This is a genomic window from Streptomyces sp. NPDC002520 (assembly GCF_053595235.1).
The window spans coordinates 194,844-208,479 of record NZ_JBSFXG010000011.1; the positions used below are offsets into that span (position 1 = coordinate 194,844).

The window sequence follows — 13,636 nt, forward strand, 5'->3', positions numbered from 1 at the left end:
CGGAGGGCCCCCGTGCGTCGTCGTCTCATTCAGTCCACCCTTGCCGTCGTTCTCGTGGTGATCGCCGTCTTCGGTGTGTCGCTGGTGATCGTGGAGACGCGGACGATCACCAACAGTGCCCAGGAGCGGGTGGAGTCCGAGGCGGTGCGGCTGGCCAGCATCGTGGACAGCCGGATCATCGCGACGGAGAACGTCAACGCCCAGGTGCTGCGCAACCCGGTCAGCAAGACCCAGTACGCGGAGATCCTGGTCCCGGGCAGGGCTCCGATCGAGATCGGCACCAAGCCGCAGGGCGATGTGATCCGTTCCACTCAGCGGGGCGAGAAGGGCGAGACGGTCACCGTGGAGGAGCCGCGCTCCTCCGTGACCCGTGAGGTCGGCCGCACCCTGCTGATCATCGGGCTGGTCGCCCTGCTCGCCGTGATAGCGGCCGTGCTGCTCGCCGTACGCCAGGCGAACCGGCTCGCCTCCCCGCTGACCGACCTCGCCGAGACCGCGGAGCGCCTGGGCTCGGGCGATCCGCGCCCGCGGCACAAGCGCTACGGCGTTCCCGAGCTGGACCGGGTGGCCGATGTGCTGGACTCCTCCGCCGAGCGGATCGGCCGCATGCTGACCGCCGAGCGGCGGCTCGCCGCCGACGCCTCCCACCAGCTGCGCACGCCGCTGACCGCGCTGTCCATGCGGCTGGAGGAGATCACCCTCACCGACGACCCGGACACGGTGAAGGAGGAGGCGAACGTCGCCCTCACCCAGGTCGAACGGCTCACGGACGTGGTGGAGCGGCTGCTGACCAACTCGCGTGACCCGCGCACCGGCTCCGCCGTCTCCTTCGACCTGGACGAGGTCATCCAGCAGCAGCTCGCCGAGTGGCGGCCCGCCTACCGCAACGTCGGCCGGGCCATCGTCAGCTCCGGCAAGCGGCATCTGAAGGCGGTCGGCACGCCCGGCGCGGTCGCGCAGGTGCTGGCCGCGCTGATCGAGAACTCGCTCATGCACGGGGGCGGGACCGTCGCCCTGCGTACGCGGGTCACCGGCAACCAGGCCGTGATCGAGGTCACCGACGAGGGGCCCGGTGTCTCCGCCGACCTGGGCGCGCGGATCTTCGAGCGGGCCATCAGCGGCCGCAACTCCACGGGGATCGGGCTCGCCGTGGCCCGCGATCTCGCCGAGGCCGACGGCGGACGCCTGGAGCTGCTCCAGACGCAGCCGCCGGTGTTCGGCCTGTTCCTGTCCCGTACGACCCCGGCCCGCAGGCAGGACGAGGAACGGACGGTCCGCTAGAGGATCTCGTTCGGATCGGGCCGGCCTCCAGGACGCCGGCCGACCCGCCGGAGGGCGTGCGCCGGACAGTCCGCCGGAAGACGCTTACGGGACCCGCTGCCGCGACTCGGAGCGGGGCTCCCGCGACTTCTGCGCGAGGATCGACTCCGCGCCGGCCACGGCCTCGCCGGCGGGCATCGCCCGGAACACCCAGGTGCGGTACGACCAGAACCGGAACAGGGTGGCCACGCCGATGCCGATGAACTTGAAGACGTTGCTCTGCAGCGGCGTGTCCCAGCCGAAGCCGTACGTCGCCAGGTAGAGCACGCCGTTCTCGATCACCAGGCCGATCGCGCTGAAGATCAGGAACAGCGAGAGTTCCCGGGTGCGCCCGCTCTTGTCGCGGTCCCGGTACGTCCAGTAGCGGAAGCCGACGTAGTTGAAGACGATCGCGACGACGGTCGCGATGATGCTGGCGCGCACCACCGGCAGGTCGGAGACGTGCCGGACCAGGTTGAACACACCCAGATTGACGAGCACGCCGGCGCCGCCGACGGCGCCGAACTTGGCCAACTCGCGTACGAGCCGTTGCAGCCCCGAGGAACGATGTTCCATGGCGGTGCAGCTCCCGTCCGTAGGTTTCGCTGGCCAAGCCATGCTATCCAGCCGACCGGGCCGCCGCCCGCCCGCCGTGCCGCATCTGGGAAACAGGTCGGAAAGAGCCGGGAAAGCGACAGGTAAGAAGACCGAGAGGGACGAAACCCGACCGGGTCCGCGTGGCCGATACGCTAGGGGGGTGACGTTCCCGGTAGTCGGCATGGTCGGCGGGGGGCAGCTCGCGCGTATGACGCACGAAGCGGGCATCCCGTTGGGCATCAGATTCAAGCTTCTCAGTGACACCCCTCAGGATTCCGCGGCGCAGGTCGTGAGCGATGTCGTCATCGGCGACTATCGCGATCTCGACACGCTGCGTGAGTTCGCGCGCGGTTGCGATGTGATCACCTTCGATCACGAACACGTACCCACCGAGCACCTCAGGGCTCTGGAGGCGGACGGCATACCCGTCCGCCCCGGTCCCGACGCACTGGTGCACGCCCAGGACAAGGGGGTGATGCGCGCCAAGCTCGACGCGATCGGCATCCCCTGCCCGCGGCACCGGATCGTGACCGATCCCGAGGACGTGGTCCGGTTCGCGGCGGAGGGGGACGGGTTCCCCGTCGTCCTGAAGACCGTCCGCGGCGGCTACGACGGCAAGGGTGTGTGGGTCGTGGAGTCCGCGGAGGAGGCCAACGACCCCTTCCGGGCCGGCGTCCCGGTCCTCGCCGAGGAGAAGGTCGACTACGTCCGCGAGCTGGCCGCCAACGTCGTCCGCTCTCCGCACGGCCAGGCCGTCGCCTACCCGGTGGTCGAGTCGCAGCAGGTGGACGGCGTCTGCGACACCGTCATCGCCCCCGCCCCCGGCCTCGACGAGGAGCTGGCGCTCCAGGCCGAGGAGATGGCGCTGCGCATCGCCAAGGAACTCGGAGTCGTCGGCCACCTCGCCGTCGAGCTGTTCCAGACCCGTGACGGGCGCATCCTCGTCAACGAGCTGGCGATGCGCCCGCACAACTCGGGCCACTGGACCCAGGACGGCGCGATGACCTCGCAGTTCGCCAACCACGTCCGCGCGGTCCTCGACCTCCCGCTCGGCGATCCGCGCCCGCGCGCCAAGTGGACGGTGATGGCCAACGTCCTGGGCGGCGACTACCCGGACATGTACTCCGCGTACTTGCACTGCATGGCCCGTGACCCCAAGCTCAAGATCCACATGTACGGCAAGGACGTGAAGCCCGGCCGCAAGGTCGGACACGTCAACACTTACGGCGACGACCTGGACGACGTGCTGGAACGCGCCCGTCACGCAGCCGGCTACCTGAGAGGCACGATCACCGAATGAGCCCCGTTGTTGGCATCGTCATGGGGTCGGACTCCGACTGGCCCGTCATGGAGGCCGCCGCCAAGGCCCTCGACGAGTTCGAGATCGCGTACGAGGTCGACGTCGTCTCCGCCCACCGCATGCCGCGCGAGATGATCACGTACGGCGAGCAGGCCGCCGAGCGCGGCCTGAAGGTGATCATCGCCGGAGCGGGCGGCGCCGCCCACCTGCCCGGCATGCTCGCCTCCGTGACCCCGCTGCCGGTCATCGGCGTCCCGGTGCCGCTGAAGTACCTGGACGGCATGGACTCCCTGCTGTCGATCGTGCAGATGCCGGCCGGTGTCCCGGTCGCCACCGTCTCCGTCGCCGGTGCCCGCAACGCCGGCCTGCTCGCGGCCCGCATGCTCGCCGCGTACGACGAGGACCTGCTGCAGAAGATGCGCGACTTCCAGCAGGACCTGAACGACCAGGCCACCGAGAAGGGCAAGCGGCTGCGCTCCAAGGTCGAGGGTGCCTCGGGCTTCGGCTTCGGGAAGTGACGTCGATGACCTTCCTCGAGGAAGCCCGGGACCTGCTGCGCGAGTTCCCGGTCGTCGACGGCCACAACGACCTGCCCTGGGCCCTGCGTGAACAGGTCGCCTACGACCTCGACGCCCGCGACATCGCCATCTCGCAGAGCGCCCACCTGCACACCGACCTGCCCCGGCTGCGCGAGGGCGGGGTCGGTGCGCAGTACTGGTCGGTGTACGTGCGCTCGGACCTGCCGGGCGCGGTGCCCGCCACGCTGGAGCAGATCGACTGCGTACGGCAGCTGATCGAGCGGTACCCGGACCGGCTGGCGCCCGCCCTGACCGCCGCCGACATGGAGGCGGCCCGCGGCGAGGGCCGGATCGCCTCCCTCATGGGTGCCGAGGGCGGCCACTCCATCGCCAACTCCCTCGGCACGCTGCGCGGCCTGTACGCGCTCGGTGTGCGCTACATGACCCTCACCCACAACGACAACGTGGACTGGGCGGACTCGGCGACCGACGAGCCCGGCGTGGGCGGTCTGTCGGCCTTCGGCCGTGAGGTCGTCCGGGAGATGAACCGGCTCGGCATGCTCGTCGACCTCTCGCACGTGGCGGCGACGACGATGCGGGACGCGCTGGACGCCTCCGGCGCGCCGGTGATCTTCTCGCACTCCTCGTCCCGGGCCGTGTGCGACCACCCCCGCAACATCCCGGACGACGTCCTGGAGCGCCTCCCCGCCAACGGCGGCATGGCGATGGTGACGTTCGTGCCCAAATTCGTCCTCCAGGCCGCCGTCGACTGGACGGCCGCCGCGGACGACAACATGCGCGCGCACGGCTTCCACCACCTGGACACCACCGCCGAGGCGATGAAGGTGCACCGCGCCTTCGAGGAGAGCAACCCGCGCCCCGTCGCCACCGTGGCGACCGTCGCGGACCACCTCGACCACATGCGCGAGGTGGCCGGCATCGACCACCTGGGCATCGGCGGCGACTACGACGGCACCGCGTTCACGCCGGACGGCCTCAGCGACGTCTCCGGCTACCCGAACCTGATCGCCGAGCTGCTGGAGCGCGGCTGGTCCAGGGCCGACCTGGCCAAGCTGACCTGGCAGAACGCGGTACGGGTACTGGGCGCCGCGGAGGACGTGGCACGGGACCTGCGGGCGACGCGCGCGCCCTCCAACGCCACGATCGAGTCGCTCGACGGCTGACCCCGGCGTGGGCGGGGCGGGCGGTGCGGCCGTCGGCCCCGCCCACGACCGTGCGAGCGCCCGCCCCGGCCACGCCCGGACGCGGGGTGGCCGAGGCGGGCCCGGCAGGCCTGAGGGGCGCAGTGGGCCGCGGGCATCACCGAGCTGGACGGCTGAGCCTCACGGGTGGTCGATCCGGCACAGGCAGAATGGGTGCCCCGCCGGATCGGCGAACACCCTGAAGTCCTCCGTCACCGGATCGGCCTCCCGCCGCAGCAGCCGCGCCCCCAGCTCCAGCACCCTGGCCTCCGCGGCGTCCACCTCCTCCCAGGTGGACCCGGCGTCGAGATCGAGGTGGAACTGCTGCGCGTCGCCGCCCTCGCGCGGCCATGCCGGAGGCCGGAACCCCGCCTCCCGGTTGAAGGCCAGTCGCGGCACCCCGGGCGCCTCGAGGACCACCCAGTCGTCTTCCTGCACATACGGTGTGCCGCCCACGACCGCCGCGTAGAACGAGGCGAGCGCGACCGGGTCCGGACAGTCGATCACCACGGAGCGGAAACGTGCCACCGCCACGTCGGCCCCTCCTCGTTCAGGAGGCGCACAGGCAGAACGGATGTCCCGCCGGGTCCGCGTACACCCGCCAGTTGCGGGAGCCGTCCTCCGTGTCCAGAGGCCGGGCGCCGAGGGCCAGCACCTGCTTCTCCGCGGTGTCCAGGTCCTCGACGGTCAGGTCCAGGTGGAACTGCTGCGAGCGGTCGGGCGTGGGCCACGCCGGGGCCACGAAGCCCGGCGCCGCCTGGAAGGCCAGCGTCTGTCCGCCGGGCACCGTGAGGTCCACCCACCGCCCGTCGCCCTCGACGGTGCCGCCCAGCACCTCGGCGTAGAAACCCGCCAGCGCGCGGGGATCGGGACAGTCCAGGACGACGGCACCCAGCTTGGCGAGAGCCATGACTTCCTCCTCAGCGAGTTACTACAGAAACGAGTGGTTACCCATAAAGGCGCACAACCGGTAACGACGGTTACTGCATCCTCCCGTACTAGAGGTAACGTCGCAAGCATGAGTGAGAGATCGGCCGCTCCCGGGGGCCTGGCCCTCGTCGAGTCCCTGGTGAACACGCTGGACCTCGCGTCCGGCGCCGACACCCTGGACACCGCGGAGGGCCGCGAGCGGCTCGGCGTCACCGAGGACGAGACGGCACAGGCCCGGGAACTGCGCGAGGCACTGCGCGCCACGCTGCTCGCCCACGCCGGGCACCCCCCGCACCGCACGACCACCCCGCTGGGCGAGCTGCTGGCCCGCGCCCCCCTGTACGTCGCCGTCGACGACCGGGACGGCACCGCGCGCCTCGCCCCCGCCGACGCCGCCCCGCTGCTCTCCCGCGTCGCCGCCGCCGTCGCCGAGGCACTGGTCGCCGGCACCTGGACCAGGCTGAAGGCGTGCGAGGCGGAGACCTGCCACTGGGCGTACTACGACCGCAGCCCGGCCGGACGCGGCCGCTGGTGCTCGATGCAGGTGTGCGGGGCGCGCGCGAAGATGCGCCGGTACCGCGCCAAGGAGCGGTAAGGCGGGGGAGGTTCACCGGCCGCGGCTGTGTCCGGTGGTGCAGAATGCGGGAAGACGCCGGTTCGGCCGACTGAGCCTCGGCCGAACCGGCGTCCCCGGCGGTGAAGTGCTACGCGGTCGGGCGGCCCATCGCCCGGTACGTCCACCCGGCCCGCCGCCACAGCTCCGGGTCCAGGGCGTTGCGCCCGTCCAGGATCAGCCGGGCCGCCGCTGCCTCGCCCAGCGCCGCCGGGTCCAGCTCACGGAACTCCTGCCACTCGGTCAGGTGCAGGACCACGTCGGCACCCCGGACCGCCTCCAGCGCCGAGGCGGCGTAGCCGAGCGTTGGGAAGACCTTGCGGGCGTTGTCCATGCCCTTCGGGTCGTACACGGTCACCTGACCGCCCTGGAGGTGTATCTGGCCGGCCACGTTCAGCGCGGGCGAGTCCCGCACGTCGTCCGAGTCGGGCTTGAAGGTGGCGCCGAGCACCGCGACCCGCTTGCCCAGGAACGAGCCGCCCCCGAGCGCCTCACGGGCCATCTCCACCATCTGGCCGCGCCGGCGCATGTTGATCGAGTCGATCTCGCGCAGGAACGTCAGCGCCTGGTCCGCGCCCAGCTCGCCCGCGCGCGCCATGAACGCCCGGATGTCCTTGGGCAGGCAGCCGCCGCCGAAGCCGATCCCGGCCCGCAGGAACTTCTTCCCGATCCGGTCGTCGTACCCGATGGCCTCCGCCAGCTGCGCCACGTCGCCGCCGCCGGCCTCGCACACCTCCGCCATCGCGTTGATGAAGGAGATCTTGGTGGCGAGGAAGGAGTTCGCGGCCGTCTTCACCAGCTCGGCCGTCGGGAAGTCCGTCACCACGAACGGCGTGCCCTCGCCGACCGGCGTGGCGTACACCTCCCGCAGCAGCTTCTCGGCACGCTCGCTGCGCACGCCCACCACGATCCGGTCCGGGTGCAGGGTGTCCTGGACGGCGAAGCCCTCGCGCAGGAACTCCGGGTTCCAGGCCAGCTCGGCGTCCACGCCGGCGGGCGCGTGCTCGGCCAGGTAGGCGGCGAGGCGGTCGGCCGAGCCGACCGGCACCGTCGACTTGCCGACGACCAGCGCCGGGCCGCGCAGATGCGGGGCCAGCGAGGCGATCGCGGAGTCGACGTACGACATGTCGCAGGCGTACTCGCCGTGCTTCTGCGGGGTGTTCACACAGACGAAGTGGACGTCGCCGAAGTCCGCGACCTCGGCCCAGTCGGTGGTGAAGCGCAGTCGGCCCGAGGCCCCCTCGATGCCCGCGACGTGCCGGCGCAGCAGCTGGTCGAGCCCCGGCTCGTACATCGGGGTCTCGCCGCGCTCCAGCATCGCGATCTTCTCGGGCACGACGTCGAGACCGAGCACCTCGAAGCCCAGCTCGGCCATGGCCGCGGCATGCGTGGCGCCCAGATAGCCGGTGCCGATCACGGTGATCTTCAGGCTCATGGATGTGCTCCAGATCGGGTACGTCGTTGATGCGCAGCCGAGCATAGTCGGGCCGCCCGACGGGCAATTTCCCCGCTGTCGCGTAGCTCACGTAGGCGTCCCCGGGGCCGCCCACTAAAATTTGAGTTACTTAACGGTAATTAGCGTCAGTATCACTGCGTCTTTGGAGCGTGAGAGACCGTGGCCGGAACGGCTGACTTCGACCTGTACCGCCTGTCCGAGGAGCACGACATGCTCCGCGACGCCGTCCGCTCGCTGGTCGAGGCGAAGATCGCGCCGCACGCCGCGGCGGTGGACGAGGAGGCCCGCTTCCCGCAGGAGGCCCTGGACGCACTCGTGGCAGGCGACCTGCACGCCGTGCACGTCCCCGAGGAGTACGGCGGCTCCGGCGCCGACGCGCTCGCCACGGTCATCGTGATCGAGGAGGTGGCCCGCGCCTGCGTGTCCTCCTCCCTCATCCCCGCGGTGAACAAGCTCGGCTCCCTCCCGGTGATCCTCTCCGGCTCCGAGGACCTCAAGAAGAAGTACCTCACTCCGCTCGCCAAGGGCGACGCGATGTTCTCGTACTGCCTCTCCGAGCCGGAGGCGGGCTCGGACGCGGCCGGCATGAAGACCCGCGCGGTCCGTGACGGCGACCACTGGATCCTCAACGGCGTCAAGCGCTGGATCACCAACGCGGGCGTCTCCGAGTACTACACGGTGATGGCCGTCACCGACCCGGAGAAGCGCTCCAAGGGCATCTCCGCCTTCGTCGTCGAGAAGTCGGACGAGGGCGTCTCCTTCGGCGCCCCGGAGAAGAAGCTCGGGATCAAGGGCTCCCCGACCCGCGAGGTCTACTTCGACAACGTCCGCATCCCCGCCGACCGCATGATCGGCGCGGAGGGCACCGGCTTCGCCACCGCCATGAAGACCCTGGACCACACCCGCATCACCATCGCGGCCCAGGCCCTCGGTGTCGCCCAGGGCGCCCTCGACTACGCCAAGGGCTACGTCCAGGAGCGCAAGCAGTTCGGCAAGCCGATCGGCGACTTCCAGGGCATCCAGTTCATGCTCGCCGACATGGCCATGAAGATCGCCGCCGCCCGCGCCCTGACCTACCAGGCCGCGGCCGCCTCCGAGCGCGGCGACAAGGACCTCACCTTCCAGGGCGCCGCCGCCAAGTGCTTCGCCTCGGACGTCGCCATGGAGGTCACCACGGACGCCGTCCAGCTCCTCGGCGGCTACGGCTACACGCGCGACTACCCGGTGGAGCGGATGATGCGCGACGCGAAGATCACGCAGATCTATGAAGGCACGAACCAGGTTCAGCGGATCGTGATGGCCCGCAACCTGCCGTAACGGCTCCACGCACGGACGGAAGGCGCCCCACGGGGCGCCTTCCCGCGTTTCCGGGCCCGCCTGCCGCCCCCGCCTCCCGACCGGTCGGTCACATGCGGGGTGGGCCGGTCCGGCGTAGGACGGAAGCACACGGGCCCGCCCCCGGGTCCCCACGCTCCGAGGAGGAGCCATGGCCCAGCCCTCGACGATGCCCCCCATGACCAAGCAGATGCAGGAGTGCGTCGACGCGTGCATGAACTGCCACAGCATCTGCGAGGAGACCATGAGCGCCTGCATGCAGATGGGCGGCCAGGCCCAGATGCAGGTCATGCGCGCGCTCATGGACTGCTCCGGGATGACCCGCATGTGCGCCGACATGATGATGCGCCGCTCGCCCATGTCCCCGGAGATGTGCGCGATGTGCGCCAAGGCCTGCGACATGTGCGCCGAGGCGTGTATGGCGATGCCCGACGATCCGCAGCTGATGCGATGCGCCGAGGCGTGTCGCCGCGCCGCGGAGACGTGCCGGGCGATGGCGTGCGCCCGGATGTGACGACCGGCGCCTGAACGGAGCAAGGGCACCCGCGCGGGTGCCCTTGAACCGAGTGAGTGCCCCTGAGGGATGGGCCGGTTCAATTGCCGGAGACGGTGACCTTCTCGTCGTTCTTCAACTGGTCCACCAGCGTCTTCGTCTTCGTCTTGTCCCAGACGAGGTTGCCGCCCGAGGAGCCGGATATCGGCATGTTCATGGACTTGCCCTCGCCGCTGCTGACGCCCTTCATCGCCCAGAACATGGACGCCAGGTCCCACAGGCTCATGTCCTTGTCGACGATCAGGGAGTCCAGGCCCGCGCCCATCACCGGGTAGAACTTGAACGGGTTCATGATCGTCGACGGGGTCGCCACCTGGTGGGCGAGCGCCGCCAGGAACTTCTGCTGGTTCTTGGTGCGCTGCAGGTCGGACGCGGCGAACGCGTGCCGGGTGCGGACGAAGGCGAGGGCCTGCTGGCCGTTCAGCGTCTGCTTGCCCGCCTTGAAGTCGGCGCCGGACCACTTGTCCTTGAAGCCCTGGTCGAGGGTCATGTCGACGCCGCCCACCGCGTCCACGATGTTGGCGAAGCCCTGGAAGCCGATCTCCACGTAGTGGTCGATGTGCAGACCGGTGTTGTACTCGATCGTGCGCACGAGCAGCGTCGGGCCGTCGAACGCGTACGCCGCGTTCAGCTTGTTCGTACCGAGCGGGCCCCTGATCTTGCCGGACTCCGAGCCCTGGAACTTCGGGATCGTGACGTTCGAGTCACGCGGCAGCGAGATCAGCGTGTCGCCGTTGTCGCCGACGTGCAGGATCATCATCGAGTCGGTGCGCTTTCCCTCCGCGCCGCCGGTGTGCAGCTTCTTCTCGTCAGCCTTGGACATGCCCTCACGGCTGTCCGAGCCGACGATCAGATAGTTCGTGCCCGAACCGGCCTCCGGCCGGTCGATGACCTTGGACAGGTCGACCTCGCGGCGCAGCTTGGAGTCGGCCCAGAAGTAGGTCGCCACCGACGTGACGATGAGCACAGTCACCAGCGTGAGCGTGATCAGCTTGATCCGCCGCCGCCAGTTCGGGCGCGGCCGGTAGCGCTCGGCCTGGGGGTCGTAGTCGTCGTCGTTGGGGACGAAGCCACCGCCACCGCGGCCGCCGCCGTAGACGTGGCCCGTGTTGTAGCCGCTGTCGTACTCGTCGTACCCCTGGCCGTCGGTGTACGACGGCTGCTGCGGCACTCCGCCTTGGTACGGCGGCGCCGACGGGCCCGGGGAGCCGTACCCGCGCTGTCCGGGCGGCGTCGCGCCGCGCTGCACATGGCGCATCGTGCGGGCACCTTCCGGCTGCGAGCCGGCACTGCCGCGTCCGTAGCGCGGGCCGCGGTTGTTGTCGGACCATCCCTCGGGCCAGTCATTCATGCGCCCCAGTGTGCAGGGATCAGCCATGTGGCTTACAAGCCCTGTCGGAAAATAAGAGCGCCGCTGTTGCGAACCCGACACAAAATCCGTGAATGTGGCGTCGGCATAAGGTAGGGGCCATGACAGACCAGGCCCCGGACGCGGATCCGGACATTCCAGGCAAGCCCACGTCCGCATCCCGGACCACCCTCAGCCACATCATGACCCAGAACGACACCAACCTGCTCGGGACGGTGCACGGCGGGGTGATCATGAAGCTCGTCGACGACGCGGCGGGCGCGGTGGCAGGCCGGCACTCCGGCGGCCCCGCCGTCACCGCGTCCATGGACGAGATGGCGTTCTTGGAGCCGATCCGCGTCGGTGACCTGGTCCATGTGAAGGCGCAGGTCAACTGGACCGGCCGGACCTCCATGGAGGTCGGCGTGAAGATACTCGCCGAGCGCTGGAACGAGTCGACTCCGGCCACCCACGTCGGCTCGGCCTACCTGGTCTTCGCGGCCGTGGACGCCGACGGCAAGCCGCGCCCGGTGCCGCCGGTGACACCCGAGACCGGGCGCGACCGGCGCCGGTACCAGGAGGCACAGATACGGCGCACCCACCGGCTGGCCCGGCGGCGCGCGATCCGCGAACTGCGGGAGAAGCGGGTGGCGGAGGGCCTCGTCGAGGAGTAGCGCTCCGCGGGGGTGCCGTGCCGGGGCGGTTCTTCGTCCGCGGGTGCGTGGGACTTGTCACGCGGTTCCCCGCGCCCCTCGCGGTGCGTGGGACTTGTCACGCGGTTCCCCGCGCCCCTCGGGTGCTTCTGCCGGCGGCGCTTCTATTCGGAGCGCTGCTGCGCTCCCCCCGAGCACACGACCTCGTTGCCCCGGACCACGTTCTGTTCGGGTTGGGGTTGCGCCGTTTCCCGCGGTTTCACCCGGCGCACCTTGGCCATGTCCGTGAAGTCGGCGCCGGCGGTCACCTTCAGAAGCGGGCCCTGGTTCTTCACCGGGTGCAGCCGGCTGCCGGGCAGGGCCACGGCGAGGGCGCGGGCGGAGCGGTCCCAGCGGGGGTCGTAGGAGATCATCGTCTGCCTGGCGCCCTGCTGGGCCGCGGTGACCGGCCGGTGGGTGGTGGCGAAGCCGGTCGCCGCGAGTGCGGCGTCGAGGCGCCCCGCCAGCCCGTTCGTGTCGGTGCCGTTCTCCACCTGGACCCGGATCTGCCGGGGGTCGATCCCGACGGCCGTCGCCGCCGGCTCCCGCTTCGGGCGGTCCGCGGTGAGCGGCTTGTCGTCGCGCAGCGACGTGAAGAGCCGGCCGGCCTTGGCAGGGTCCCATTTCAGGGTCGAGCCGATGCCCTTGACCTGGAAGTTCATCTGCCCGATGGGGACGGTGGTGAACTCCGAGGAGGAGGGTGAGAAGTTCCGCATCGCCCGTCCGAGGTCGAGCAGCTCGTCCGTACCGAAGCCCTTGTCGGCCCGCACCGAGCCCAGCACCGCCCGGGTCACGTCCCGGAACCGCAGCGGGTTGAGCAGCACCCCGGAGGAGGTGGCCCGCTCGATCAGCGCGGCCAGGAACCGCTGCTGCCGCTTCATCCGGCCCAGGTCGCTCGCCCCGTCCACATGCCGGGCGCGGACGTACTGCAGCGCCTGTCCGCCGTTCAGGGTGTGGGTGCCGGGCGCGAGGTCGAGGCCGGTGTAGGAGTCCTTCAGCGGGGTCGGCGTGCAGATCTGGACGCCCCCGAGCACGTCCACGGTCTTCATGAAGCTGGTGAAGTCGACCTCCAGATAGTGGTCGATCTTCACATGGGTCATGCTCTCGACCGTGCGCACGGTCAGCTGGGGGCCGCCCTCGGCGTAGGCCGCGTTGAGCCTGACGGGGTGCGGTCCGTGCCGCTGCCCGCTGTTCTGGTCGACGTGCTCGGGCACCTCGGCGTACGAGTCGCGGGGCAGGCTGACCACGGTCGCCCGGTCCCGGTTCTCCGAGATGTGCACGATCATGATCGTGTCGGTGCAGTGGCAGGGTGCGCCGCCCAGCCGGTAGGCGCGCCGTTCCGCCTCGGTGATCTTGTCGCGGCCGTCGGTCCCGACCAGCAGGACGTTCATGCCGCGGCTTCCCTCGGGCCGGTTCTTCATGTCCTTGAAGGCGTCGACCCGGGCGATGCCCGAGCCCAGGCTGGTGACCACCGCGTGGCCGATGCCGGCCGCGGCGAGCACCACCACGGAGAGTGTGGTCAGTGCGCGCATGGCCCAGCGCGGTCGCCTGGGCCGTCCGGGCCGTCCGGGCCGTCCGGGCCGTCCGGGCCGTCCGGGCTGTCCGGGCCGCCTGGATCGCGCCGTCCGCTCGGGCGGCCGCGGTACACGGCGGGCCTGCTGCGGTCGGCGTTGGGGCCTGGGGGCACCTCCCGCGCTCTTGGCCGCGGGGGAGGGGGACCGAGGCGGGCTGGGCAAGAGGACACCTCCGGGCTGCGGCCGTACGTGGGATTTGTGTGCACCGTAGGCCGATAG

General features: G+C 70.6%; 14 protein-coding genes. 8 read left to right on the forward strand and 6 right to left on the reverse strand.

Annotation, left to right across the window (positions count from 1 at the left end):
* The first annotated feature begins 12 nt into the window (after positions 1–12).
* Positions 13–1,281 carry an ATP-binding protein gene (locus ACWD5D_RS18325; protein ID WP_451373720.1) on the forward strand — a complete coding sequence of 423 codons (1,269 nt, stop codon included), beginning with the start codon at positions 13–15 and terminating at the stop codon, positions 1,279–1,281.
* A gap of 84 nt (positions 1,282–1,365) precedes the next feature.
* On the opposite strand, the gene ACWD5D_RS18330 is transcribed toward ACWD5D_RS18325, so the two are convergent.
* On the reverse strand, positions 1,366–1,875 hold the full coding sequence (locus ACWD5D_RS18330; RefSeq protein ID WP_451373721.1) for a GtrA family protein: 510 nt from the start codon (positions 1,873–1,875) through the stop codon (positions 1,366–1,368).
* A gap of 181 nt (positions 1,876–2,056) precedes the next feature.
* On the opposite strand from ACWD5D_RS18330, the gene ACWD5D_RS18335 reads away from it, so the two are divergent.
* The 3 genes from ACWD5D_RS18335 to ACWD5D_RS18345 are packed head-to-tail and all read left to right on the forward strand — an operon-like array spanning position 2,057 to position 4,898.
* Complete coding sequence (locus tag ACWD5D_RS18335) at positions 2,057–3,196, forward strand: 5-(carboxyamino)imidazole ribonucleotide synthase (RefSeq protein WP_451373722.1); 1,140 nt, start codon at positions 2,057–2,059, stop codon at positions 3,194–3,196.
* Positions 3,193–3,714 (forward strand): 5-(carboxyamino)imidazole ribonucleotide mutase, encoded by a 522-nt coding sequence (gene purE / locus ACWD5D_RS18340; RefSeq protein ID WP_451373723.1) that lies wholly within the window; start codon positions 3,193–3,195, stop codon positions 3,712–3,714. The genes ACWD5D_RS18335 and purE overlap by 4 nt, the downstream gene beginning before the upstream one ends.
* 5 nt (positions 3,715–3,719) lie before the next feature.
* A complete protein-coding gene (locus ACWD5D_RS18345; protein ID WP_451373724.1) occupies positions 3,720–4,898 on the forward strand; it encodes a dipeptidase in 1,179 nt (392 codons plus the stop codon).
* Positions 4,899–5,057: 159 nt separating this feature from the next.
* Here ACWD5D_RS18345 and ACWD5D_RS18350 read toward each other — a convergent pair whose 3' ends face one another.
* The gene (locus tag ACWD5D_RS18350; protein ID WP_451373725.1) at positions 5,058–5,450 is read right to left on the reverse strand and encodes a VOC family protein; all 393 of its coding nucleotides are present in this window, start codon (positions 5,448–5,450) and stop codon (positions 5,058–5,060) included.
* 16 nt (positions 5,451–5,466) lie between these two features.
* Positions 5,467–5,826 (reverse strand): VOC family protein, encoded by a 360-nt coding sequence (locus ACWD5D_RS18355; protein ID WP_451373726.1) that lies wholly within the window; start codon positions 5,824–5,826, stop codon positions 5,467–5,469.
* Positions 5,827–5,934: 108 nt separating this feature from the next.
* On the opposite strand from ACWD5D_RS18355, the gene ACWD5D_RS18360 reads away from it, so the two are divergent.
* Positions 5,935–6,441 carry a CGNR zinc finger domain-containing protein gene (locus ACWD5D_RS18360; protein ID WP_451373727.1) on the forward strand — a complete coding sequence of 169 codons (507 nt, stop codon included), beginning with the start codon at positions 5,935–5,937 and terminating at the stop codon, positions 6,439–6,441.
* Positions 6,442–6,550: 109 nt separating this feature from the next.
* Here ACWD5D_RS18360 and ACWD5D_RS18365 read toward each other — a convergent pair whose 3' ends face one another.
* Positions 6,551–7,894: a UDP-glucose dehydrogenase family protein gene (locus ACWD5D_RS18365; RefSeq protein WP_451373728.1), complete on the reverse strand. Its 1,344-nt coding sequence runs from the start codon at positions 7,892–7,894 to the stop codon at positions 6,551–6,553.
* A 180-nt stretch (positions 7,895–8,074) separates the two neighbouring features.
* Between ACWD5D_RS18365 and ACWD5D_RS18370 the strand changes: the two genes are divergently transcribed.
* Positions 8,075–9,232 carry an acyl-CoA dehydrogenase gene (locus tag ACWD5D_RS18370; protein ID WP_451373729.1) on the forward strand — a complete coding sequence of 386 codons (1,158 nt, stop codon included), beginning with the start codon at positions 8,075–8,077 and terminating at the stop codon, positions 9,230–9,232.
* Between the two features lie 169 nt (positions 9,233–9,401).
* On the forward strand, positions 9,402–9,764 hold the full coding sequence (locus ACWD5D_RS18375) for a four-helix bundle copper-binding protein (protein WP_451373730.1): 363 nt from the start codon (positions 9,402–9,404) through the stop codon (positions 9,762–9,764).
* A gap of 79 nt (positions 9,765–9,843) precedes the next feature.
* Here the strand turns inward: ACWD5D_RS18375 and ACWD5D_RS18380 are convergent, their stop codons facing one another.
* Positions 9,844–11,154 (reverse strand): LCP family protein, encoded by a 1,311-nt coding sequence (locus tag ACWD5D_RS18380; RefSeq protein WP_451373731.1) that lies wholly within the window; start codon positions 11,152–11,154, stop codon positions 9,844–9,846.
* 119 nt (positions 11,155–11,273) lie between these two features.
* On the opposite strand from ACWD5D_RS18380, the gene ACWD5D_RS18385 reads away from it, so the two are divergent.
* Positions 11,274–11,825: an acyl-CoA thioesterase gene (locus ACWD5D_RS18385; protein ID WP_451373732.1), complete on the forward strand. Its 552-nt coding sequence runs from the start codon at positions 11,274–11,276 to the stop codon at positions 11,823–11,825.
* A gap of 143 nt (positions 11,826–11,968) precedes the next feature.
* On the opposite strand, the gene ACWD5D_RS18390 is transcribed toward ACWD5D_RS18385, so the two are convergent.
* Positions 11,969–13,579, reverse strand: a complete 1,611-nt coding sequence (locus tag ACWD5D_RS18390) for an LCP family protein (protein WP_451373733.1) — start codon at positions 13,577–13,579, stop codon at positions 11,969–11,971.
* Positions 13,580–13,636: the final 57 nt, after the last annotated feature.